Source organism: Ancylobacter sp. VNQ12 (genome assembly GCF_049445835.1).
Classification (GTDB): Bacteria; Pseudomonadota; Alphaproteobacteria; order Rhizobiales; family Xanthobacteraceae; genus Ancylobacter.
Window position 1 is genome coordinate 1 of the sequence record NZ_JBMSDU010000030.1, and the last position, 22,015, is coordinate 22,015.

A 22,015-nucleotide genomic window follows, 5' to 3' on the forward strand; every position below is an offset into this window, starting at 1 on the left:
GGATCGGCTGCTCGGCCAGCGACGGGGGCGAGGACCTGCGATGCCGCGTCGTCAGGAGGTCCAGCAGCGCGGGCACCGCGGGCGCGCCCTCCTCCTTCCCCTGCGCCCAATCGGCCAGCCGCAGCGCCCCGCTCCGCGCACTGGGATCGAGCCTGGTCAACTGTGTTTGCGGCAGCCGCGCATCCAGTCCTGTCCCGGCCCTCCCCCCGAACCGGACGCCGTGCTCATCGCACCAGAAATTCCAGGGAAAGGCCGTCGCCTTGCGGTGGAGCCCGGCGGGACAACGCGGACAGACATAGCGGCTTGCCGCGGCGATCATCAGGCGCGCCTGCGGCGTGATCTCGTCGAAAGTCAGCCTCCGCAGCCCCTCAACGGTCATGCCGGTGCGGCCAGCCAGCACGGACCCCTCCCCTACCCCGAGGCGCCATTCGAGCTCGCGAACGCTGAAGCGGCCGAGGCCGCAATGCGCCAGAAGCGCCTCCGCCGGCATGCTGTAGAGCCGCGCAAGCCGCCCCAGCCAGGACGACAGACGCTCGTCGGGGCTCGGCCGCGGCACCACCGGCAACGGAACCGGTGCCGGTGGGTCCCTCACACGGGCTCTCCCACGAGAGCCAGCACGCTGCGCTTGTCTGCGACCGCGCCGGGCGTGATCCTTTCCTCGCCGCTCTCGATCGCGGCGATGGCGAGCGCGCTCACCAGCGAGAAGATGCCGGCCGTGATCCCTCCCGTCACCTCGATGAGGCGCTTCAGCGTCGCGTCGGCGAACTCGCTGGGCTGCCGCAGCGGCAAACTGCGCTGCAAGCTGCCGATCAGACCGCCGAAATCCTCGTCATTCTGCCACGGCGGCAGCGCGAAAGCCTCGAACCGGCGCACCAGCTGATCATCGGTGCGCAGCGCGTTTCGCGCCTGCTGCGTACCGACGCAGACGAGCGGAATCCGCAGCTCATTGCCGAGAAAGCGCAGCATGTTCAGGAAGCGGGTCTGCTCCCGCACGGTGCCGGCCTGCAGGCTGTGCACCTCGTCGATGACCAGCAGCCCCGGCCGGATCTCGGACAGCAGGCGCAGCGTCAGGCTTTCCAGTACCGACAGCGTCGCCCGCGGCGGTTCGGGTGCCCCGATCGCCGCCAGGAGCCGCTTGTAGAAGCGGGCTTCGTCAGGGCCCGGCACCATCTGGACGGCGATGACCGGCATATGCATGCGCCCCGTCACCGTATCGAACTGCGAAGGGTGGTCGCGGGCGAACTTTTCGACGATCATGGTCTTGCCCATGCCGCTGGCGCCGACGATGAGCAGGTTGGGCATGCGCGCCCGTGGCGGGAAGGCAAGCAGGGCTTCGAGCTTCTGGAGCGCCTGTTCGGCGCGCGGATAGTTGATCCAGCGGTCGGCGCGAATGCGCCGGATACGCTCGTCCGCGCTCAGCGCGGCGATCGGCCGGCTAGCGGGGAAGAGATGCGAGAACGCCTCAGTCATCATCCCATTCCTCCACCGCGAAATAAGGCAGTTGCAGGGGCCTTTCGTCCTTGTTCGGCACCACCTCCGGTGTCACGTCGATGATCCTGTCCGGTGCGAGATGCGCGCGCCGGGCGACATCCCTTCGCATCGCCTTGGTCAGGCGCGTTGCCTCGTCGACCAGGGATCGCTGGGCGAGGATTGTGGAGAAGATGAGCTCCTCGTCGACGGCCTCGCGGCCTTTTTCCCGCAAGGCGCGCACGGCAGCCCGGTGCTCCCACAGCCCAATGGGCGGGCGGGTCCGATCGGCTGGACGCGCTTCCAGATACCCCTGCCCTGTCGCCACGAACACGCAGGACAGGTCGCGCGGATCGAATTTGACGGTCAGTCGTTGCCGGTCGCGCCCCATCAGCCAACGCAGCTCGTCCGACCAGTAGCGGATGTGAAACAGGTGCAGCCCGTCGCGCTGCAAAGTGCGCTGCTCGAAAGGCAGAAAATCGATGAGGAACCGCCGCGGATCCGACGGAACCCGCACCGTGACGTCGCCGATGCGGGCTTGCCAGGCGGCCGCCGGCGGCAGATCCAGCGCCTTGTGGATGCGGGCATGGTAGGAGCCGATGATCTCGATGGCGAGATAGCGTTCCAGGTCGCGCAAAGTCATGACCGCCTCGGCCTCCGGATCGAAGTCGCCGCGTTCGTCGATGTTCGAGAAATGCGAGCCCGGAATGAGGTGAACGGCACCCATCATCGTGCCGATCAGCCGCTCGATATGACCGCCGAAACGCGGCGTGCCAGGTGGACGGTAGCTCAGGTCGATGCGATGCTCGCCGCAGGCGCGTTCGAAGGCGCGCGCATGGAATTCGGCGCCGTTGTCGACATTAATGGTCCCAGGAATTCCGTGCGCCGGCCACTCCGCCACGATCCCCCGTGAGGTCAGCCAGGCCGTCTTGTCCGTCACCGCATGGGTCAGGCACAACGCCACGGCTGCCAGGGACGGCGCTTCCAGCGACAGGTAGAAGCCCATCACCATGCGGGTGTTGACGTCGACGGCCAGCGTGAGCGTCGGCCGGCCGATCGGCAATCGGGTTACCGGATCGACGACCGTGACGTCGACCTTGGTGTGGTCGATCTGGAGGATTTCAAGCGGAGCCGCCGCCTCCAATCCGCCTGGCGTCGCCAGAAACACCGCCTCCGATTTGCCGGCGCCCTCCCGTCGGCGCATCAGATCGGCCTGATCTTTCATTTTCAGCCACCGGCCGAGACGGCGGATCGATGGCGGCTGCAGGCCTTGAAGCTGGCAGTCCGCCGCAACCTCCTGCTGAAAGCGCGTCAGGGTGGGCCTGCGGCGCGTCGCATAGAGCTTCCGGAAATGCTGCTCGACGATCGTGAGCACCACCGGATCCAGAGGCTGCATGCCAGCGTTTGGGCCACGCCGGCGCGGTAGGAGCGTGCTGGTGCGGTCATCCTGCCGGAACCGCTTCAGCCAGCGAAACAAGGTTGCCCGGCTGACGCCAAGCGCGTTCAGGGCATCGCGGACTTCCGCATCGCCAAGGTGCTTCGACAGTTTCGACAGGATCTCGGCGCGATGCCGCGCCTGCGCCCAGGCCTCAGGATCGATACCATCATCGTTCATGGACAGCCTCGCCGTCTGGCTGCAAGCTGGTCTCACAACTACCGACTCAATACCGTCGCCAGTCTCAATTACCTTGAATCGGTCTCATAATGACGACACGGCCAAGGCATTGAAATTGCGCAGGCGCCAGTCTCATCAACCCCGGTAGTCCGACAATCGCTGGAATTTGCGTCGTTGACCCGTCAGAAATCGCGCCTATATAGCTAGACAGTCTAGCCAGGAGCACGCAAACATGGAATGGCCGCTGCAGGACGCCAAGAACCAGTTTTCCCGGGTCGTCCAGAAGGCGCGGAGCGAGGGCCCGCAGATTGTCACCCTGCGCGGCGAGCGCGCCGCCGTCGTGCTCTCGGCCGCCGACTACGACGCGCTGCGCGCCGGCCGGCCGAGCCTGGTCGACGACCTGCTCGCCGGCCCCGCCTGGGATGACGAGCTCGCCGAGGCCGTCAGCACTCGGGCGACCACGCCGAGCCGCGACGTCGCGCTCTGATGTACCTCGTCGACACCAACGTTATCTCCGAAGCCCGCCGCGGCTCGGCACAGGCGCTCGCCTGGCTCCGCGCGGTCGATCCCGACAGCGTGCATCTCAGCACCCTGACGCTCGGCGAGATCATGCGCGGCATCGCCCTGAAGCAGAAATCCGATCCGAAGGCCGCCGGACACCTCGCCGAGTGGCTGCGCAGGATCCGCCACGATCATGCCGAGCGCATCCTGCCGGTGACCGATCAGATCTCGGTGGAATGGGGCCGCATCGCCGCGATCCGCCCACGCGGCGACATCGACGGGCTGATCGCCGCCACGGCGATCGTCCACGACCTGATCCTCGTCACCCGCAACGTCGCGGATTTCGAGGATACCGGCGCTTCGGTCGTCAACCCCTGGGAGACCGCGAGCTGATGAGGGAGGCAGCCGGGCATCGCCACGTGGCGCGAGCGACGCTACGCCCTCGGGATGAGGCCGCTTTCCATAAAGTGCCCATACATCTGCGGGTACGGCATCGATGCCGCGATCGCCGGGTCCATCTGTTTCAGGACCACGGGTTCGCCTTGCGGTCCGGGCCAGAGCTGGATCCGATAGTGGTCATCGTCCAGCTCGCTGTCCCCTTCCTCAATTTCCCGCAAGCCGCCGTAGGAAACGCGGACACGATAGGTGCCGGGCTCGAGGTCGAAGCGCTTCGCCTCCTTGAACGCGGAGACCACGTCGCTTCCGAGACGCAAGCCGTCTGCGCCGACGCGGACCGCAGCTTCGACAACGTGCTCCCAACCGTCGAAATCATCGGCGAGTGCGTTCTCGCAGATCTCGACGTCGACGGGGACGTCCCATTCCCGCGCCGTGAAGATCGTTACGGCGCCGTCGCGAGAACCGAGCATGCGCAGGCTTTCGGCATGGGTCAGCTCGGCCGGCGACGTGCCTGCGTCGGGCGCTTCGCCCACGAGGTAGATGAGACCGAACTCGGCGTCGAGCTCGAGATCATAGTGGCGCGGATTCATGCTGCGTCACTCCCGCAATCGGCTGGCATTGTCATGGCCACCACCACTAACAGTTGCGCGGCACGGAGGTAAATTGATGACTGAAGAGCCAAGCGGCGAAGACAGCCGGGCTGCCGGGGACGCCCCCTCCCCTCTCCCGGCTGTTTCGGACCAATCGCCGGCGTCCTCGCTGCCGGCTCATCTCGGGAAGCTCGCCGACCGCGCCCGCGAGTATGTCGACGCGGCGAGCTCGGCCAACACCCGCAAGGCCTATGGCTCCGATTGGCGACACTTCTCGGGGTGGTGCCGGCGCCAAGGGCTCGAGGTCTTCCCGCCCTCCCCTCAGGTGGTTGGGCTCTACATCACCGCCTGCGCCTCCGGCGCCGCGACGGCCGACCGCAAGCCGAATGCGGTCTCGACGATCGAACGGCGCTTGTCGGCCCTGACCTGGAACTACACGCAGCACAGCACGCAGCTGGACCGCAGCGATCGGCATATCGCGACCGTCCTCGCCGGGATCCGCAACACCCATGCCGCCCCGCCCCGCCAGAAGGAGGCGGTCCTGCCCGAGAATGTCATCGCCATGCTCGAGACGCTCGATCGCGCCACGCTGCGGGGCCTGCGTGACCGCGCCATGCTGCTGTTGGGCTTCGCCGGCGGCCTGCGCCGATCCGAAATCGTCGGCCTCGACCTTCATCGCGACGACACCGAAGACGGTCGCGGCTGGATCGAGATCCTCGACAAGGGCGTGGTCGTCACGCTGCGCGGCAAGAACGGTTGGGGCGAAATCGAGATCGGCCGGGGCTCGTCGGACGCGACCTGCCCGGTCGTAGCGCTCCAAACCTGGCTGAGGCTCGCGAAGATCGGCCACGGCCCGCTCTTTCGGCGGGTCACCGGGCAAGGCAAGGACGTCGGATCCGACCGCCTGACCGACAAACAGGTGGCTCGCCTGGTCAAGCGGACCGCACTCGCCGCCGGGGTCAGGGCCGACCTCACGGAAGGCGAACGAGAGCAGAAATTCGCCGGCCATTCCTTGCGCGCCGGCCTGGCCTCCTCGGCCGAAGTCGACGAGCGCTACGTCCAGAAGCAGCTCCGTCACGCGAGCGCGGAGATGACGCGACGCTACCAGCGCCGGCGTGACCGCTTCCGGGTGAACCTCACAAAGGCCGCCGGCCTCTGAGGCGCCCTTTCCCGCTCAGGAATTCAGCGGCGGTCGCCCGGAGAGCTCCGGAGAAGCACTCGCCTTGCTCATCACGTCGCCGATCGCAAGACGCAGCTCGTCCTGGGCGTCGTTCGCGCCAATATTCGCGGTGAAGGCCGCCAGTGCTGCGAGCTTGAGCGCGGCAACCATGGTGGCTTCGCTTCCCACATCGCTTGGCACTTTCGGGATCTGACTGTCCCTCAGAACGGCCATAGCCGAGTGCGTAAGAGTACGGCCGAGGTGATCGATCAGGCTGCCGAATTTGTCCATCTCGACGTCGCTTTTCGACCGGCTTGGCCGGTGGGTCTGCGGCGCGTTCTTCACCGCAAGCGTCACTTCTCCGACGACCGCATCGACCAGGCCAACGATCTCGCCGGCGCGCGCATCCAGCTCGTCCCAGGGAATGCACCTCACTCCGAGCCCCTGCTGCGCGCGGAGCTCCGCGGGGCTGTTCGACCGGATGCTGGCGTGAATGGTCAGACCCGACCGATCATCTCCAAAGATCGTCATGATCCGAACGCGAGCCGGGCGATCGCCGTGGCTGCGCAATTGCTCGGCGGGATCCAAGGCCGCCGCGATCGCGGCGCCCACCGATGCTTCACTTCCGCTCAAATCGCCCTCCCCTTTCGCATTCGCCTGAAAAGCCTAGCTGAATCGTGTCCGCTGACAGAGTCATTCACGGCCTGGATCCTTCGGCCGCTTTTCCAGAAGCTTCCGGAGCTCGGAGCTCGCCAGGAGGCCAATAGTACCACCCTGTTGTCGCATCCCGGTGGGCTCGTCGGCGGCTTCCGGTCGTGCCACAGGCGGCTTCGAAGCATCGAGCTTCGCGCGCAGCAAAGCCATGACCATCGGCCAGGTCGAGAATTTGCCGTCCCGGGCCCGCTCTGTCAGGCTGCGCAGGTAGCCGCCGGCGCTGTTGATTTGGTCGGCGCGCTGATACATCGCCCCGAGCGTGATCCCGGCCTGTTGCTCGCCAAGGACCTCGCGCGCCTCCCTCCAGGCGCTCGGACTGATCCCCAGCATCGGCCGGGCAAGCTCCGCGGCGGCCAGAAAATCGCGCCAGTGGCGGATTTCACCGCCCTGGGCGAGCTCACGCAGGTTCGAGCAGGCGTCCAGCACGATCCCCAATGGCAGGTCACGCCTCGGCAGGCTCCGCAGCTTGTCGTTTTCCTCAGCGTTGCCGCCCGCTTCTTTCTTATCTCGATAGCTATTTTCAGATTCAGAAATGGAGTCTGGATTTGAATTCTGTATGTGGCGACCAGAATGGGACTCATAGGCGTCCATATTCTGGGAATCTGCGAATGATTCCAGCACGTCACGGATATCCCGCCAGAGCGCCTCGAGCTCCTCGCAGGTGCTCTCCACGATCTGCCGTGGAGCCGAACGTGGTAAACGGTTCATTACCGCCTGATAGCTCTGCTGCACCCTGCCCCAATTGCCCGGCACGCTTTCCTCGATGCCGGTGTCGATCATCTTGACGATATCCCGGCGCAGGAGCGTCAGCCTCTCCTTGGCCACGCGGAAGGCCCGCTTCTCTGCCTGCACGGCTTCCGCCAGGTCCTTGAACTCGGCTGCGCGCGCGACGATCGGCGAAAGGTCGAAGCCGAACGCCTGCTCGATCTGACCTCCCCGCCCCTTCCGGGCGTAGCGCTTCCCGTTCGGGCTATCCCTTCGAATGATCAGCCCGCACTCGACGAGAACGCCGAGATGCCGGCGAAGGGTCGTCGGTGGCATGCCGTTGGCGCGCGCCATCAGCTGCTCGTTCGACGGCCATACGACGATATCGCTATCGCCGGTGAGTGCCGTCTCCTGATGGAACGACAACAGGGCATTCAAGATCGCAAGCGCGCGATCCGTTGCTCCGACGAGATCACGCGCCTCCCGGATGTGTTGGAAGGTCTGCCACTTGTGGACAACGGCGTCCTTCGGCGCCGTGCGTGCCTTCACCTGGCTTGCAATTTGGCCAAGTGTCATTGTTCGCCGCCCAAAGGGCGTCGTCGCGACATACGTCTCCATTTTCCTTCACCTATCGCTAGGCAAAAGAAGCCAGCTCGCCGAAAACGACGTCTTGACCTGTCGTAGGACTCTTGACTGCGATTCGCGGAAGTGCGATTCTCTAGGTGCTCAATCTAGGAGAAGGGCTTCCGGAACTCGTTTCGGGGGCCTTTTTCTTTTGCGGTTACGGTTCCTCTCTCGGTTGGGTCGAATCCCGCCGGAACGCCTCGTAGAGGCGATCGAGGTTCTCCGACAAATAATCTCCGAACGCTCGCGCTTCCGAACTCTTGGCCTTGATCGCCAGAGTGAAGCGTTTCGCATCCGCGGTGATATCAGCCGACACGGAGCCTCCGGTCGGCGACCAACTGCGCTTCTCAGGACCGGCCTGCACCCGCTTTCGCGTCCGAATTGCCTTGAGCCGCTGGACAAGGCGATCGAAGCGCGTATCGCTCGGGAGAGCAGCGAAGCCCTCCTCTTTGATCACCTCGAACGCAGCATCCTGATTGGATGGCTTGTCCATCAACAGCTTCAGTTCGTACCAACGATCGCGGCCGACGCCCTTGGCCTCGCCGATCGCTTCAAGAACGCTCGCTGGCAACGCCGCCACCGACAGCATTTTCGACAAGGTGGTGCGGTCGATCGAGAGTGCCTTGAGGATAATGGCATTGTCCTCGTCGTAGCGGAGACGGGCGAGGTCGGCAGCAAACAGCGCCCGCTCGATGAACGGTGCGTTCGACCGGGCCGAATTCTCCTGGCCGAGTGTCACGACGTGTTCGTGATCCACCATCTCCTTGACGACGGCCCGAACCTTTCGACCCAGCGTCTTCGCGACCAGGAGGCGTCGATGACCGAACACGGCCATATAGCGTCTGCTGGCCTTGGGATGGGGGCGGACGAGGATAGGGGAGTTCTGGCCGTTTTCGCGGATCGCCTCGAGGAGCTCATTGAACTCCTGCTCGTTGTGCGCTCGTCTGTCGCGCACGAATGAGGCATCGATCGTGTCGGGGTCGAGCTCGACGATTGTCTCGCCCGTGGCGAGCTTGTCGGCGCGCGCCGCCATTTCGTCCAGTGTGCCGAGAATTGAGCGCGACGCGCCCCTTGCCGCATATTCCACAACGGAACGTTCGGCGGGCTGCTCCTTGTCAGTCAGGATATTGGCAAAGGGGTTCTTACGAGCCATCGCTCGACCTCATCATCTCGTCTATGCGTCTGAAAACACCGCGCTTTTTGGCTGTTTTGACGGCGGTCAACATCACATCCGCCCCCATGCCCGGTGAATCAGCCCCTGGACCTCGAAGTTCACAGCGTCCAAGGCCTCGATCGCGCGGTCGTAGGTGTCGCGACTGAAGCTCTTGCGCTCGACCTCGTAGAGCGTCTGCTTGGTCAGGCCGGCGTCGGAGATCGCCGTCGATTTCAACATGGGATTCTTGAGCAGCTCCTCGGCCAGCACGGTCTGCATGAAGCCCAGCATTCGGGTCTGAGGCACGTCGGTTGGCTCGAACCGGGTGATCAAATAGCGGAGCCAATCGATCTTCACCGGAGCGCCCTTCTCCCGGATGGATTTGACGAAGTTCCCCAGCATGAGAAGGAATTGACTCATCGACATCAGGTCGAGCATCTGCGGATGGACCGTGACCAGCACGGAGGTCGACGCCGTCAGCGCAGTCAGAGTGAGGAAACCCAATTGAGGAGGGCAGTCGATCACGACGACATCGAAGCGTTCATCGACCTCTGCGAGTGACCGTCCAAGCCGACTGTAGAACCTCTTGCCTTCGTTCGACGTCTGCATCGAGAGGGGAGTGTCGAACTCAAATTCCTGCAGCTCGAGATTGGCTGGAATGATCTCCAGCAGCGGAAAATTCGTCGGCAGAATCACATCCGCGATCGGACGGCGCTTATCGTCATATCGGATCGCATCATAGAGCGACGGGTTGCCGTCCAGCTCCGGCTGGAAGCCATGCAATGCGGAGAGCGACGCCTGCGGGTCGAGGTCAACCACCAGAACCCGATGCCCCGTCAGCGCGAGATGCTGCGCCAAATGCGCAGCCGTCGTCGTTTTGCCGGAACCGCCCTTGAAATTGACCACAGCGACGACCTGCAGCTTCTCTCCTGGCTTTCGGAAGGGGACATACTTCTTGGCGTCCGAGCGGCCGTTCTTATCGAGATAGTGCCGCAGCTCCATCATCTGCTCGGCCGTGTAGAATCGGCGGCCCGCCGCAGCAATGAGCGGCTCCGGCCCCTTTCCCTCGAGATGAAGTCGCTTGAGATTGTTAGGGCTGATCCCGAGATAGTGCGCAACCTCGGACATCGGGAAGCGTCGCAACGTCTTCTTCGCGTCCGGCGGAAAGTTCTCCAGACGAAGCTGGTCGAGCCTGCGCGAGATCTCGGCACCTTGGCCAAGGATCTTCTCATCAAATTCGAAAGGTGGAAGCGCACTCATTCCAACCGGCCTCACGAGGAAAATAGCGCCAGAATGAGGTGATCTGGCCAATTTAGCGCCAGTATGTCCGATTCTCCCCCCGTGGCAAGGAGAATAGAGTTAACAGCTCGTTAACGCGAGGCCTCGTAACACGCCGCGCCTTCATCGGTTTATCGCGTTGAATCAGCTATTTAGCCGGACACTCGGCTCGTGCGCGGAGAGTGCCGACTAGTAAATCTATTAGCCTTGAGAGTTCGAATTCGGACGTTTCTCGGCCTCGATTTCCTCGTTCCCGGGGCGATTCAGCGCAGCTTCCGTCGAGTCGCACTCATAATTTCGCTAGTCGCGGCCATCTTGGCAAACGTGCCTCCTGTCTCCGAACGCACTCGAATCGGAGCAATACTGATGCGGGCACTGGCTATTCCTGCCGATACGCATAATGACTTTGCTGATCTCGTCGATTCCATGCATCGACTTCGCGCCCGCGTGTTCAAGGAGCGATTGGGCTGGGCGGTCGATGTGAAGGATGGTCGCGAGAGAGACCAGTTCGACGGATTCTCGCCAACCTACATCGTCGCGCTTTCCTCGAGCTCGCAGGTCATCGGCTGCGCGCGGCTGCTGCCGGCGGACGGGCCGACCATGATGGACGTGCTCTTCCCGGACCTGGCGGCCTCCGGCCTGTACAAGCCGAGCCCCTTCATGGTCGAGAGTTCCCGCTTTTGCGTTGACACGGCGCTCGACGAGGGCAGGGCAGGGGGGTCGCTGCACGACGCGACGCTCACCATGTTCGCCGCGATCATCGAATGGGCGATGGTGAGCGGTTATCGCGAAATCGTCACCGGCACCGACCTGCGCGTCGAACGCATCCTCAACCGCGCCGGCTGGCCGATGAAGCGGCTAGGCGAGCCGCGAAGGATCGGCGAGACGACGGCCGTCGCCGGCCTCCTGCCGGCGGACCGACCCAGCTTCGAGCGCGTCCGGCCCGCTTCCTATTACTCGACCTTCTGCCCGCAGCTGCGCGCGGCCTGAGCCAGGAGGACGGTCATGGCCCAGCTTCGTTCACATCCGCGCCTGGTCCGCAAACTGCAGGAGGCGCTTGGCGATCAGCTCTGCATCGCCCTCGATGACGCCACCGTCGTCGAAATCATGCTCAACCCCGACGGGCGCCTCTTCATCGAGCGCCTCGGCCATGGCGTCGCGCCTGCCGGGCAGATGAACGCCGCCACGGCCGAGATCGTGATCGGCAGCGTGGCCCATGCGCTGCATTCCGAGGCCGACGAGGATCGCCCGATCGTGTCGGGCGAGCTGCCGATCGGCGGCCACCGCTTCGAGGGCCTCCTGCCGCCGGTGGTCACGGCGCCGGCCTTCACCATTCGGCGTCGCGCCTCGCGGCTCATTCCGCTCGACGACTATGTGGCGGCGAAGATCATGACGGAGCATCAGGCCTGCGTGATCCGCAACGCAATCACCTCGCGGATGAACATCGTCATCTCAGGCGGCACCGGGTCGGGCAAGACCACGCTCGCCAACGCGGTCATCGCCGAGGTCGTCGAGTCGGCGCCGGACGATCGGATCCTGATCCTGGAAGACACGGCGGAAATCCAGTGCGCGGCGGAGAATGTCGTCGCCCTGCACACCAGCGACGCGATCGACATGGGCCGGCTGCTGAAAAGCACCATGCGGTTGCGCCCCGATCGCATCGTCGTCGGCGAGGTTCGCGACGGTGCCGCGCTCACGCTGCTGAAAGCCTGGAATACGGGCCATCCGGGCGGCGTGACGACGATCCATTCGAACACCGCGGAATCCGCGCTGCGGCGCCTCGAGCAGCTCACCGCCGAGGCGAGCCAACAGCCGATGCGCGAAGTGATCGGCGAGGCCGTCGACCTGATCGTCTCGATCGAGCGCACGCCGAAGGGCCGCGTCGTCCGCGATGTCCTGCACGTCGAGAGCTTCGTCAATGGCCAGTATCGCACCGAATGCTATTCGCCGAAGGAGGAACGCCATGTCGCGTGAACGTCTGTGCAAGCTCGCGCTCGCGGCACTGGCGCTTGCGCTGGTCCTCGCCGAGCCGGCGTTCGCCTCGGGCGGCGGCAGCCTGCCATGGGAAGGCCCGCTGCAGCAGATCCAGCAGTCGATCACCGGGCCGGTCGCCGGCTTCATCGCCTTGGCCGCGGTCGCCGTAGCCGGTGGCATGCTCATCTTCGGCGGCGAGCTCAACGATTTCGCGCGGCGGCTCATGTATGTCGTGCTCGTCGCCGGCATCCTGCTCGGAGCCACCCAGATCGTTGCGCTGTTCGGCGCGAGCGGCGCCTCGATCGGGGATGTGGCGTCCTCGCCCTTTATCGAGCGGGCAGGGGAGGGCGGTCGTGGCTGAACCGGGATCGAACCTCGACCGCTCGCGCATCCATCGGGCGTTGTCGCGCCCGAACCTTCTCCTCGGCGCCGACCGCGAGCTCGTGCTGCTGACAGGCCTCGCCGCGGCGATCCTGATCTTCGTCGTGCTGACTCCTTATTCTGCACTGTTCGGGGTCGCGGTCTGGGTCGTGGTGGTGGCGGCGCTCCGGATGATGGCCAAGGCCGACCCGATGATGCGGCGCGTCTATGCCCGCCACGTCGGCTACCGTCCCTACTACCGCCCGACGTCGACGCCCTGGCGGCGTTTCTGAGGACCGGCCATGGTGGCACTGCGCTCCTTCCGCCATTTCGGCCCCTCCTTCTCGGATCTTGTACCCTACGCCGCGCTCGTGGCGAACGGCGTCATCCTGCTCAAGGACGGGTCGCTCATGGCCGGCTGGTACTTTGCCGGCCCCGATTCCGAAAGCTCGACGGATGCCGAGCGCAACGAGGTGTCCCGACAGATCAACGCGATCCTGTCGCGGCTCGGCACCGGCTGGATGATCCAGGTCGAGGCGGTGCGGGTTGCCACGTCGGACTATCCGGCGCGCGAGGAGTGCCATTTTCCCGATGCAGTCACCCGCGCGATCGACGACGAGCGGCGCGCGCGTTTTCAGGAGGGCAGGGGTCACTTCGAGAGCCGCCACGCGCTCATCCTGACCTGGCGGCCGCCCGAGCGCCGGCGTTCCGGACTTGCCCGCTATGTCTATTCCGACAGCGAAAGCCGTGCCGCACGCTATGCCGACACCGTCCTCGACAGCTTCCTGTCCTCGATCCGCGAGGTCGAGCAGTATCTCGGCAACGCGCTGTCGATCCGACGCATGGTGACGCGATCGGTCGAGGAGCGAGGCGGCTTCCAGACCGCCCGCTACGATGAGCTCTTCCAGTTCATCCGCTTCTGCATCACCGGCGAGAACCATCCCGTCCGGCTTCCCGAGATCCCGATGTATCTCGACTGGCTGGCGACGGCCGAGTTCAGCCATGGCCTCACGCCAATGGTCGACAGCCGGTATCTCGCAGTCATCGGCATCGACGGCCTTCCGGCGGAGAGCTGGCCTGGCATCCTCAACTCCCTCGACCTGATGCCGCTGACCTATCGCTGGTCGTCGCGCTTCATCTTTCTCGATGATCAGGAGGCCCGCGCGCGCCTCGAGCGCACCCGCAAGAAATGGCAGCAGAAGGTCAGGCCCTTCTTCGACCAGCTCTTCCAGACCCAGTCACGCTCTGTCGACCAGGACGCCATGTCAATGGTGGCCGAGACAGAGGACGCCATCGCCCAGGCTTCGTCCCAACTCGTCGCCTATGGCTACTACACGCCGGTGATCGTGTTGTTCGACGACAGCGAGACCAGGCTGCGCGAGAAGGCGGAAGCAGTCCGCCGTCTCGTCCAGGCCGAAGGGTTCGGCGCCCGGATCGAGACCATCAACGCCACGGAGGCCTTCCTCGGCAGCCTGCCGGGAAACTGGTATGCGAACATCCGCGAGCCGCTGATCAACACCCGTAACCTCGCCGACCTGATCCCGCTCAATTCGGTATGGTCCGGGGCGCCAACCGCGCCTTGCCCCTTCTATCCGCCGGGCTCGCCGCCGCTGATGCTGGTGGCGAGTGGCTCGACGCCCTTTCGCCTGAACATGCACGTCGACGATGTCGGCCACACTCTGATCTTCGGCCCGACGGGCTCGGGCAAGTCGACACTGCTGGCACTGATCGCCGCGCAATTCCGTCGCTATGCCCAGGCGCAGATCTTCGCCTTCGACAAGGGCCGCTCCATGTTGCCGGTCACATTGGCCGCCGGCGGCGATCATTACGAGATCGGCGAGAACGACGGCGAGGGCTCCCCGACGCTCGCCTTCTGCCCGCTCTCCGAGCTCGGCACGGACGGCGACCGCGCCTGGGCGTCCGAATGGATCGAGACGCTGGTTGCGCTGCAGGGCGTGACGATCACGCCCGATCATCGCAATGCCATCTCGCGCCAGATCGCCCTGATGGCGTCGGCGAATGGGCGCTCGCTCTCCGATTTCGTGTCGGGCGTGCAGATGAGGGAGATCAAGGAAGCGTTGCACCACTACACGGTCGACGGGCCGATGGGTCAGCTGCTCGATGCGGAAAGCGACGGGCTGTCACTGCGCTCCTTCCAGACCTTCGAGATCGAGCAGCTGATGAACATGGGCGAGCGAAGCCTCGTGCCCGTCCTGCTCTATCTGTTCCGCCGGATCGAGAAGCGGCTGACCGGCGCGCCGAGCCTCATCGTGCTCGACGAGGCCTGGCTGATGCTCGGTCACCCGACCTTCAGGGACAAGATCCGCGAATGGCTGAAAGTGCTGCGCAAGGCCAACTGCGCGGTGATCCTGGCGACGCAGTCGATCTCGGATGCCGAGCGCTCCGGCATCATCGACGTGTTGAAGGAATCCTGCCCCACGAAAATCTGTCTTCCCAACGGGGCGGCGCGAGAGCCCGGTACGCGCGAGTTCTACGAGCGCATCGGCTTCAACGAGCGCCAGATCGAGATCGTCGCGACCGCGCTCCCGAAACGGGAATACTACGTCGCTTCGCCCGAAGGCCGGCGCCTGTTCGACATGGCGCTCGGCCCGATCGCGCTCTCCTTCGCGGGCGCCTCCGGCAAGGAAGACCTCAAGCAGATTGCCGCGCTGAAGGCCGAGCATGGCGACAGCTGGCCGGCGCGTTGGCTCCAACAGAGAGGAATAGGCGATGCGGAAGCCCTTCTTCACCAAAGCTAGTCTTGCCGCGTCGATGGCCCTCGTGGCGACGATGGCTCATGTCTCGCCAGCCCTCTCGGGATCGGCGGCCGGCGGCGCCACCGAATGGACGCAGCTCTTGAACAACGGCGAGCTCGTGACGATGGTGACTAAGTCAACCGAACAGATCAACAATCAAGTCACGCAGATCACCCAACTCGCGGAGCAGATCCAGAACCAGCTGCGCATTTACGAGAACATGCTGCAGAACACCGCCCAGCTGCCGAACCACATCTGGGGGCAGGTGGAGAACGATCTCAACCGGCTGCGCAGCCTTGCCGCTCAAGGGCAGGGCATCGCCTTCTCGATGAGCAATGCCGACGACGTGTTGAAGCAGCGCTTCCAGAGCTATGCCGACTTCAAGACCAACCTCCCCAACGGAGCGACCTTCGCCTCGACCTATCAGAACTGGTCGACGACCAATCGCGACACGATCGCCGGCACGCTCAAGGCGGCCGGTCTCACCGCCGAGCAGTTCTCGTCGGAAGAGTCGACGATGAGCTCGCTGCGCACGATGTCGCAGTCCGCCGACGGGCAGATGAAGGCGCTGCAGGTCGGCCATCAGATCGCGGCGCAGCAGGTGGCGCAGTTCCAGAAGCTTCGCGGTCTGGTCTCCCAGCAGACGACGATGATGGGTACATGGCTCCAGTCCGAGCAAGCGGACAAGGATCTCGCGCAGGCCCGGCGCGAGCAGTTCTTCAACGCGACGACGCCAGGTGTCCGTGGCGGGCAGACGATGGAGCCGCGCTGGTGAGCCGGCCGGTCGTCATGGCAGCGCTGGCGGCGGTCCTCGCGCTCGTCGGCCTCACGGTGATCTGGTTCGTCGTCACGCCCCGGCTGGAGACCACAGCGCCGTCGGTGCAGGAGCAGCGCCAGCGCGCCGAGGACTTCCTCGGCGGCGATCCCGATCGCCCGGTGCGCGGCGGGCAGGAGATGAAACCACGATGGTAGTCACCCGTCCGTCCCGCGCGCTCGAGATCAGCTTCATCATCATTGCCCTCGTCCTGCTCGCCAGCGCACCGGCGCTCGCCCAGCAGGGGAGCGTGTTGACCACGCTCGAGAACCAGGTCTCGACGGCCGCGAAAGGCTGGGAGACGACGGTCATGAATGCGGCGCGCTCCCTGTTCTGGATCCTTGCGGGCATCGAGGTCGGCATCGCCGCGGTGTGGCTCGCCCTGCAGGCAGCCTCTCTCGATGCCTGGTTCGCCGAGCTCGTGCGCCGGATCATGTTCATCGGCCTGTTCGCCTTCATCCTCGACAGGGGACCGAGCTTCGCCAAGGCGGTCGTCGACAGCCTGTTTCAGATCGGCGCCAATGGCGGCTCGGCCTCGCCGGCGAACATCTTTGACGCCGGCATCCGTGTCGCCTCCAAGATGTCGGAGCAGGCGAAGTTCGGTCTCTTTGAAGACAATGCACTCGCCATTGCCGCTGTCTTCGCCATGGTCATCGTCGTCATCGCCTTCAGCCTTGTCGCGGCGATCTTCATTGCGGTGATGGTCGAGATGTATGTCGGCTTGCTCGCCGGCATGATCATGCTCGGCCTCGGAGGTTCGTCCTTCACCAAGGACTTCGCCGTCCGATACCTCGTCTATGCCTTCTCGGTCGGCATGAAGCTGATGGCGCTGGTCATGATCGCACGCATCGGCTCGGAGGTGCTGCTCGGCCTCGCCGAGGCGCCGACGGCCACATCCGACCAGTTCATCACGACGCTCGCGATCGCCGGCATCTCCGTCGTCGTGTTCATCATCGCCATGTATGTGCCGCCGATCGTACAGGGCGTCGTGCAGGGGGCCTCGATCTCCGGCGGCATGGAAGCGATCCGCCATGGCGGCCAGGCAGCGACCTTTGCTGCCGGCGGCGCCTTCCTCGGGGCGAGCGCGGCAATGTCCGGCGCGTCGGCAGCGAGGAGCGCGCGAGCTGGTGGCTCCTCGATGGCGGGAGCAGCGCTGCGCGGCATGGCGGCCGGCATCGGCAATGCCGGATGGGCAGCCGGCTCGGCGGCCAAGGAAAAGGCGATCGCGGCGCCGGGCGCCTATGCCGGATCGCTGCTCGGACTGGCGAACGCCAAGCTCGATCAGTCGCGGCAGAAATCGCCGGCGCCACCGCCGCCACCGCCGATCGAAGACAAGTGAGGGGAGACGCGCTTCAGCATGGCCGCCAGTCAGCCCGACAATCCCTATATCGCCGCTCGCCAGGAATGGAACGAGCGCTACGGCTCCTATGTGAAGGCGGCGGCCGCGTGGCGGCTCGTCGGCATCACCGGCATGCTGATGGCCGTGGTCGGCTTCAGCTACGCGCTCTATCAGAGCACGCAGGTCAAGCTCGTTCCCTACATCGTCGAGGTCGATCGCCTCGGCACCGCGGTAACAGCCGGCTTCCCCCAGCAGATCGAATATGCCGATCCTCGCGTCGTCCGCGCGACGCTCGGCACCTTCGTCTCGAACTTCCGCAGCGTGACGCCCGACGCCGTGGTGCAGAAGCAATATATCGACCGCACCTACGCGCTGCTGCGCACCTCCGATCCGGCGACCGAGAAGATCAACGCCTGGTTTCGCGGCAATTCCCCCTTCGAAAAGGCGAAGAACGCGACCGTCGCGATCGAGGTCAACAACGTCGTGCCGCTCTCCAACCAGAGCTACCAGATCGACTGGACCGAATATGAGCGCGACCGGAAGGGCAAGGAGACCGCGGTGCGCCGGTTCCGGGGCATCGCCACCGTGACACTGACCCCGCCGCAGGACGAGGGCGTCATCCGCCTCAATCCGATCGGTCTCTATCTGCGGGACTTCGAATGGACCGCCCAGCTGTGAAAGGCCCGCGCATTCCGATGACCAGAGAAGGAACGATCATTGCCGCCACGCTGCTCGTGCTGTCGGCTGTCATGGCGATGAGTCTCGTCGCAGCGCCGGCCGCCGCGCAGGGGATGAGCGCGAACGAGGCCCGCGGCACCAATATCTCCGGACAATGGCGCGGTTCTCGCGGGCTGGTCACCAGAGGGGCGGACGGGAAGGTGATCTTCCTCTATGGCGAGATCCAGCCCTCGGTCGTGTGCTCGCCCCTGCAGGTCTGCGATATCGAGCTGCAGGCCGGCGAGGTGGTGCGCGACGTACTGGTCGGCGACACCGTCCGCTGGAAGGTCGAGCCGGCGACATCCGGAGCCGTGGGCGGGCAGGCGATCCATCTGATCGTCAAGCCGGCCGAGCCGGGGCTGGTCACCTCGATGGTGGTGACGACGTCGCGGCGCACCTACCACATCCAGCTCAAGTCCCATCAGAGTCAGTACATGGCGCGCGTCGGCTTCGAATATCCCGAGGACGTGTCGACCCGTCTCTCCGACATCAATGCGAGGCTCGAGGCGAGCACAATCCCGGGCGCCGGCGTGCCGGCCGAGCAGCTGAACTTCCAGTACAGCGTCAGCGGCAATGCCGGCTGGCGGCCGACCCGCGTCTATTCGGACGGGCAGAAGACCTACATTCAGTTTCCGCGCTCGATGTCCGGACAGGACGCCCCGGTGCTCTTCGTCGTCTCCGGCGGACAGAACCGCATCGTCAACTACCGCATGAAGGGCAACATGATGGTGGTCGACTATCATGTCGATCGCGCCGTCCTCGTCTCTGGCGTCGGCTGGCACCAGGACAAGATCACCATCAGCAGGGGAGGGTAGGCGATGAGCGCGCGACACCTCTTCCCCCGGCTTCTTGCCGTCGCCCTGGCCGCCGCGATGCTCGCGGGCTGCCAAACCTTCGGAGCGGAAGGTCTCGTAGCCAGCTCTGCGCCGCAAGAGATTTCGGGTCCGGCCGCCAGCGCCATCGCCGGCGACATGGTCAGCCGCTTTGCCGAACATGTCGGACCAGGAACCGGGACGATCCTATTGAAGGCCGATGGCTCGCCGTTCGGCGGCGCGCTCGAGGCCTCACTGAAGGCCTGGGGCTATGCCGTGGTCAGCGACCAGAAGGCCGAAGGCGAGAAGCTCATCCCGCTCGCCTATGTGATCGGCAGCTATGACGGCCAGGTGCTTGCGCGCCTCTCGACCGGCTCGCTGGATCTTGGCCGCGCCTACACCGCGACCGCGGCCGGCGCGACGCCAACAAGTCCGTTGTCAGTCATGCAGCGCGGGTGAGGGGAGGGGAACATGGTTCAATCCCTCAAGCTCGGCGGCGAAGCGGCCGAACCGAAGATCCGGCGGATCAATCGCCTGCCGATCGTGATCGCAATCGTTCTTATCGTCGCCTTCCTCGCCGTGATCATTTACGGGCTAAGCTCGCGCGGACTGTATTTCTCGCGCAACCCGTCGATCGAGCAGGCCGGTGGTGCCCCCGCGTCGACCTATGCCGACCAATTGAAGCGTGGCGTCTCGGACGGGATCATCGGCGATCCTGCGGAGGCGCCGGTGTTTCAGCCGACGCCTCCGGAACGAACCGAGCCGGCGGCCGCGCCAAAGCCCGCCATCGTCCAGCCTGAGCGCGCGACGGCGGAAGGCGAGCCGGACGCTGTTTGGCGCGCTCGGCTCAAGCGAGAGGCCGATGAGCAATATTATCGCGAGTTGCAACGCCAACGCATGGCGCGGATGCAGGCCAACGACACGGCCTATGACTCACCGATCGCCGTCAACGTCGACAAGCTGCGCAGCAACGCGCGGAGCGATCCCGCGGCCTCGCGGCCCGCTGGCGCCAGCGCCACGGGCGCCGGCGCGGCAGCGGATCTCTACGGCGCCGCGCTTCGCGCCGGCCTCACCGGCCAGAACCTCGACCCGAACGCCCAACGGACGAAGGAGGACTTCTTCAATGCCGACATCAAGGAGCTCGGCTATCTCCCCAACCAGGTCGTGCCGCAGCGCTCCCTGTATGAGCTCAAGCGCGGCTCGGTGATCCCGGCGACGCTCATCACCGGCATCAACTCAGACCTTCCCGGCCGCATCACAGCGCAGGTCAGCCAGAACGTCTACGACAGCGCGACCGGGCACCGCCTGCTCATCCCGCAGGGGACGAAGCTGTTCGGTCGCTATGACAGCAAGGTCTCGTTCGGCCAGTCCCGCGTGCTCGTCGTCTGGACTGACATCATCTTCCCGAACGGATCGACGCTGCAGATCGGCGGTATGGCCGGGACCGATGCCGAGGGCTATGGCGGCTTCAATGACAAGGTGAACAACCACTATCTGAAGACGTTTGGGTCCGCGATCCTGCTCGCCGTCATCGGCGCTGGCATGGACATGGCGATTCCGCAAAACAACAATCCGTTCGACAATGGAAACAGCGCCGAGGACGCCGCGCGGCGGAATTTCGCGGAAACCTTCGGTCGGGTCGCGGAGCGAACCATCAACAAGAACCTCGACGTCCAGCCGACGCTAGAAATCCGACCCGGCTACAAGTTCAACATTCTTGTCGATCAGGACATCATCTTTCCCGGAATCTATCGTGGGTAGATGCACTCCGGGGGCACAGATCGTGCAATCCCACTGAGAAGCAAGTCGATAGGCGCCAGCTATTCAGGCTGGAGCCCATTCACCCAAGGCGATGCGTCTCGCCAGCGTCGCGATGGTCTTGCTGGACCGTCGCATCGCGGCTAGCTGTCAGACGTCCCACTTCAAGATCCCTTGACGCTCGCGGTCACCGGTAAAATGTGATAGAGGCTGCATTTTCACGCAGCAACCTCGCACGAATGCCGGGACGGAAGCACTGCAGTTTTTGAGTAGGCTGCCCCACTGCAAATATAGGGCTAACTGCAAATATAGGGCTAATCGCAAAAATTTGATATATAGGCCTGAAGAATAATCTTCTACTACAACGAGTCGATTTGTATTTCTGGAACTCCTTAGATTCATTCCATTTAATTGAGATTGCGACCCACCCACTCGTTGGTTAATACTTTCATCTACCGCAAGCTGGGAGGGCTATCGTGGAGCGGATGTGAGCGAGGAGAGCCTCTGTGAGTAAACTCTTCGAGCAGAGAATATGCATGACCGACTGCAACGGAGAACCGCGATAGGGAGGTCGAGTATTGGCAACTTGGTTCCAGAGGCTAAGCGATGTCTCATCCCTGGCGCGTTCCGAGCACATGCTGAAGGAGATGCTGGCTGAGCTGGTGCAGGAGCTTGGCTTCGACTGCTACGCTTATCTGAACGTGCAGCCGGTGCGCGTCTTCGCCGTCTCCAACTACGCATCGGAGTGGCAAGCCCGCTACCTCGCGCAAGGCTATGCGAAGATCGATCCCGTCGTCGCCATCGCAAAGGAACAGATGAGGGCTTTCACATGGATGGCCGACGCGTCGCGTTCGCTGCCGAAACGGCTCCGGCACTTCTATTCCGAGGCAGGGGATTTCGGCATCCGATCAGGAATCTCCATCCCGGTCAGGACGGCGTTCGGACATATGTCGATGCTGACCCTGGCGTCGCACAAGCTGTCGCTGGCGGTGGAGAAGGATATTGACCAGATCGCGGCAGTGACGGCCGTCGCACAGCTCCATGCAAAGCTTGAGCAGCAGGATGCCGAGCCGACGGCGAATGTTCAGGTCGAGTTGACGGCCAAGCAGGCGTTGTGCCTGAGATGGTCGGCTGAAGGAAAGACGATGAAGGATATCGCCGCGATCGAGGGCATGTCGTTCGCGACGGTAAATTTCCACCTGAACAATGCGCGCCGGACGCTTGATGCGGGAAGCCTGGCACAGGCGACCGCTCTCGCGACGAAGCTGAAATTGATCTGACGC

General features: G+C 64.4%; 24 protein-coding genes. 16 read left to right on the top strand and 8 right to left on the bottom strand.

The features are described 5' to 3' along the window. From ACO2RV_RS23210 to ACO2RV_RS23220, 3 genes are all read right to left on the bottom strand, one after another. Positions 1–559, bottom strand: a 559-nt coding sequence (locus ACO2RV_RS23210) for a TniQ family protein (protein ID WP_423296624.1), incomplete at its 3' end; no start/stop codon positions are given. A 29-nt stretch (positions 560–588) separates the two neighbouring features. After that, entirely contained in the window at positions 589–1,473 is an 885-nt protein-coding gene (locus ACO2RV_RS23215) for a TniB family NTP-binding protein (protein WP_423296589.1), read from the bottom strand. Then, positions 1,463–3,082: a Mu transposase C-terminal domain-containing protein gene (locus ACO2RV_RS23220; protein ID WP_423296590.1), complete on the bottom strand. Its 1,620-nt coding sequence runs from the start codon at positions 3,080–3,082 to the stop codon at positions 1,463–1,465. Before ACO2RV_RS23220 ends, ACO2RV_RS23215 begins: the two co-directional genes overlap by 11 nt. Before the next feature lie 232 nt (positions 3,083–3,314). Between ACO2RV_RS23220 and ACO2RV_RS23225 the strand changes: the two genes are divergently transcribed. After that, positions 3,315–3,569 carry a type II toxin-antitoxin system Phd/YefM family antitoxin gene (locus tag ACO2RV_RS23225; RefSeq protein WP_423296591.1) on the top strand — a complete coding sequence of 85 codons (255 nt, stop codon included), beginning with the start codon at positions 3,315–3,317 and terminating at the stop codon, positions 3,567–3,569. Next, positions 3,569–3,976, top strand: a complete 408-nt coding sequence (locus tag ACO2RV_RS23230) for a type II toxin-antitoxin system VapC family toxin (RefSeq protein ID WP_423296592.1) — start codon at positions 3,569–3,571, stop codon at positions 3,974–3,976. Before ACO2RV_RS23225 ends, ACO2RV_RS23230 begins: the two co-directional genes overlap by 1 nt. A gap of 41 nt (positions 3,977–4,017) precedes the next feature. Here the strand turns inward: ACO2RV_RS23230 and ACO2RV_RS23235 are convergent, their stop codons facing one another. Next, positions 4,018–4,569 (bottom strand): hypothetical protein, encoded by a 552-nt coding sequence (locus tag ACO2RV_RS23235; protein ID WP_423296593.1) that lies wholly within the window; start codon positions 4,567–4,569, stop codon positions 4,018–4,020. A 76-nt stretch (positions 4,570–4,645) separates the two neighbouring features. On the opposite strand from ACO2RV_RS23235, the gene ACO2RV_RS23240 reads away from it, so the two are divergent. Continuing rightward, a complete protein-coding gene (locus tag ACO2RV_RS23240; RefSeq protein ID WP_423296594.1) occupies positions 4,646–5,728 on the top strand; it encodes a tyrosine-type recombinase/integrase in 1,083 nt (360 codons plus the stop codon). Positions 5,729–5,743: 15 nt separating this feature from the next. On the opposite strand, the gene ACO2RV_RS23245 is transcribed toward ACO2RV_RS23240, so the two are convergent. From ACO2RV_RS23245 to repA, 4 genes are all read right to left on the bottom strand, one after another. After that, a complete protein-coding gene (locus ACO2RV_RS23245; RefSeq protein WP_423296595.1) occupies positions 5,744–6,361 on the bottom strand; it encodes a hypothetical protein in 618 nt (205 codons plus the stop codon). A 60-nt stretch (positions 6,362–6,421) separates the two neighbouring features. Further along, entirely contained in the window at positions 6,422–7,765 is a 1,344-nt protein-coding gene (repC, locus tag ACO2RV_RS23250) for a plasmid replication protein RepC (RefSeq protein ID WP_423296596.1), read from the bottom strand. Positions 7,766–7,928: 163 nt separating this feature from the next. Beyond that, a complete protein-coding gene (gene repB, locus ACO2RV_RS23255; RefSeq protein ID WP_423296597.1) occupies positions 7,929–8,924 on the bottom strand; it encodes a plasmid partitioning protein RepB in 996 nt (331 codons plus the stop codon). 72 nt (positions 8,925–8,996) lie between these two features. After that, a complete protein-coding gene (gene repA, locus ACO2RV_RS23260; protein ID WP_126280989.1) occupies positions 8,997–10,184 on the bottom strand; it encodes a plasmid partitioning protein RepA in 1,188 nt (395 codons plus the stop codon). A gap of 384 nt (positions 10,185–10,568) precedes the next feature. Here repA and traI point away from each other — a divergent pair, with 384 nt between their 5' ends. The 13 genes from traI to ACO2RV_RS23325 all read left to right on the top strand — a co-directional run bounded on the left by traI (position 10,569) and on the right by ACO2RV_RS23325 (position 22,012). Beyond that, the gene (gene traI, locus ACO2RV_RS23265) at positions 10,569–11,192 is read left to right on the top strand and encodes an acyl-homoserine-lactone synthase TraI (protein ID WP_423296598.1); all 624 of its coding nucleotides are present in this window, start codon (positions 10,569–10,571) and stop codon (positions 11,190–11,192) included. 15 nt (positions 11,193–11,207) lie between these two features. Then, positions 11,208–12,176: a P-type conjugative transfer ATPase TrbB gene (gene trbB / locus ACO2RV_RS23270; protein ID WP_423296599.1), complete on the top strand. Its 969-nt coding sequence runs from the start codon at positions 11,208–11,210 to the stop codon at positions 12,174–12,176. Next, entirely contained in the window at positions 12,166–12,537 is a 372-nt protein-coding gene (locus tag ACO2RV_RS23275) for a TrbC/VirB2 family protein (RefSeq protein ID WP_244450951.1), read from the top strand. The genes trbB and ACO2RV_RS23275 overlap by 11 nt, the downstream gene beginning before the upstream one ends. After that, complete coding sequence (locus ACO2RV_RS23280) at positions 12,530–12,829, top strand: conjugal transfer protein TrbD (protein WP_423296600.1); 300 nt, start codon at positions 12,530–12,532, stop codon at positions 12,827–12,829. Before ACO2RV_RS23275 ends, ACO2RV_RS23280 begins: the two co-directional genes overlap by 8 nt. 9 nt (positions 12,830–12,838) lie before the next feature. Further along, positions 12,839–15,295: a conjugal transfer protein TrbE gene (locus ACO2RV_RS23285; RefSeq protein WP_423296601.1), complete on the top strand. Its 2,457-nt coding sequence runs from the start codon at positions 12,839–12,841 to the stop codon at positions 15,293–15,295. A gap of 13 nt (positions 15,296–15,308) precedes the next feature. Then, positions 15,309–16,067, top strand: coding sequence for a P-type conjugative transfer protein TrbJ (trbJ, locus tag ACO2RV_RS23290; protein ID WP_371349251.1), 759 nt, complete (start codon positions 15,309–15,311; stop codon positions 16,065–16,067). Continuing rightward, a complete protein-coding gene (gene trbK, locus ACO2RV_RS23295; RefSeq protein WP_371349227.1) occupies positions 16,064–16,264 on the top strand; it encodes an entry exclusion protein TrbK in 201 nt (66 codons plus the stop codon). Before trbJ ends, trbK begins: the two co-directional genes overlap by 4 nt. Beyond that, the gene (trbL, locus tag ACO2RV_RS23300; protein ID WP_423296602.1) at positions 16,258–17,445 is read left to right on the top strand and encodes a P-type conjugative transfer protein TrbL; all 1,188 of its coding nucleotides are present in this window, start codon (positions 16,258–16,260) and stop codon (positions 17,443–17,445) included. The genes trbK and trbL overlap by 7 nt, the downstream gene beginning before the upstream one ends. An 18-nt stretch (positions 17,446–17,463) precedes the next feature. Beyond that, positions 17,464–18,123 (top strand): conjugal transfer protein TrbF, encoded by a 660-nt coding sequence (locus tag ACO2RV_RS23305; RefSeq protein WP_029349447.1) that lies wholly within the window; start codon positions 17,464–17,466, stop codon positions 18,121–18,123. Positions 18,124–18,140: 17 nt separating this feature from the next. After that, positions 18,141–18,977, top strand: coding sequence for a P-type conjugative transfer protein TrbG (trbG, locus tag ACO2RV_RS23310; protein ID WP_423296603.1), 837 nt, complete (start codon positions 18,141–18,143; stop codon positions 18,975–18,977). Between the two features lie 3 nt (positions 18,978–18,980). Then, positions 18,981–19,433 carry a conjugal transfer protein TrbH gene (trbH, locus tag ACO2RV_RS23315; RefSeq protein WP_423296604.1) on the top strand — a complete coding sequence of 151 codons (453 nt, stop codon included), beginning with the start codon at positions 18,981–18,983 and terminating at the stop codon, positions 19,431–19,433. Positions 19,434–19,445: 12 nt separating this feature from the next. Beyond that, entirely contained in the window at positions 19,446–20,735 is a 1,290-nt protein-coding gene (gene trbI, locus ACO2RV_RS23320) for an IncP-type conjugal transfer protein TrbI (RefSeq protein ID WP_423296605.1), read from the top strand. 575 nt (positions 20,736–21,310) lie between these two features. Then, the gene (locus tag ACO2RV_RS23325) at positions 21,311–22,012 is read left to right on the top strand and encodes an autoinducer binding domain-containing protein (protein WP_423296606.1); all 702 of its coding nucleotides are present in this window, start codon (positions 21,311–21,313) and stop codon (positions 22,010–22,012) included. Positions 22,013–22,015: the final 3 nt, after the last annotated feature.

What these genes read in the sequence shown, in the direction of transcription:
- repB (WP_423296597.1), bottom strand. Translation starts at nt 8,924, where the DNA reads ATGGCTCGTAAGAACCCCTTTGCCAATATCCTGACTGACAAGGAGCAG.
- trbH (WP_423296604.1), top strand. Translation starts at nt 18,981, where the DNA reads ATGAGCGCGCGACACCTCTTCCCCCGGCTTCTTGCCGTCGCCCTGGCC.
- ACO2RV_RS23285 (WP_423296601.1), top strand. Translation starts at nt 12,839, where the DNA reads ATGGTGGCACTGCGCTCCTTCCGCCATTTCGGCCCCTCCTTCTCGGAT.
- ACO2RV_RS23240 (WP_423296594.1), top strand. Translation starts at nt 4,646, where the DNA reads ATGACTGAAGAGCCAAGCGGCGAAGACAGCCGGGCTGCCGGGGACGCC.
- repC (WP_423296596.1), bottom strand. Translation starts at nt 7,765, where the DNA reads ATGGAGACGTATGTCGCGACGACGCCCTTTGGGCGGCGAACAATGACA.
- trbG (WP_423296603.1), top strand. Translation starts at nt 18,141, where the DNA reads ATGACCAGAGAAGGAACGATCATTGCCGCCACGCTGCTCGTGCTGTCG.
- trbB (WP_423296599.1), top strand. Translation starts at nt 11,208, where the DNA reads ATGGCCCAGCTTCGTTCACATCCGCGCCTGGTCCGCAAACTGCAGGAG.
- ACO2RV_RS23275 (WP_244450951.1), top strand. Translation starts at nt 12,166, where the DNA reads ATGTCGCGTGAACGTCTGTGCAAGCTCGCGCTCGCGGCACTGGCGCTT.
- ACO2RV_RS23225 (WP_423296591.1), top strand. Translation starts at nt 3,315, where the DNA reads ATGGAATGGCCGCTGCAGGACGCCAAGAACCAGTTTTCCCGGGTCGTC.
- traI (WP_423296598.1), top strand. Translation starts at nt 10,569, where the DNA reads ATGCGGGCACTGGCTATTCCTGCCGATACGCATAATGACTTTGCTGAT.
- ACO2RV_RS23215 (WP_423296589.1), bottom strand. Translation starts at nt 1,473, where the DNA reads ATGATGACTGAGGCGTTCTCGCATCTCTTCCCCGCTAGCCGGCCGATC.
- ACO2RV_RS23230 (WP_423296592.1), top strand. Translation starts at nt 3,569, where the DNA reads ATGTACCTCGTCGACACCAACGTTATCTCCGAAGCCCGCCGCGGCTCG.
- ACO2RV_RS23220 (WP_423296590.1), bottom strand. Translation starts at nt 3,082, where the DNA reads ATGAACGATGATGGTATCGATCCTGAGGCCTGGGCGCAGGCGCGGCAT.
- ACO2RV_RS23305 (WP_029349447.1), top strand. Translation starts at nt 17,464, where the DNA reads ATGGCCGCCAGTCAGCCCGACAATCCCTATATCGCCGCTCGCCAGGAA.
- trbJ (WP_371349251.1), top strand. Translation starts at nt 15,309, where the DNA reads ATGGCCCTCGTGGCGACGATGGCTCATGTCTCGCCAGCCCTCTCGGGA.
- repA (WP_126280989.1), bottom strand. Translation starts at nt 10,184, where the DNA reads ATGAGTGCGCTTCCACCTTTCGAATTTGATGAGAAGATCCTTGGCCAA.
- trbI (WP_423296605.1), top strand. Translation starts at nt 19,446, where the DNA reads ATGGTTCAATCCCTCAAGCTCGGCGGCGAAGCGGCCGAACCGAAGATC.
- trbL (WP_423296602.1), top strand. Translation starts at nt 16,258, where the DNA reads ATGGTAGTCACCCGTCCGTCCCGCGCGCTCGAGATCAGCTTCATCATC.
- ACO2RV_RS23235 (WP_423296593.1), bottom strand. Translation starts at nt 4,569, where the DNA reads ATGAATCCGCGCCACTATGATCTCGAGCTCGACGCCGAGTTCGGTCTC.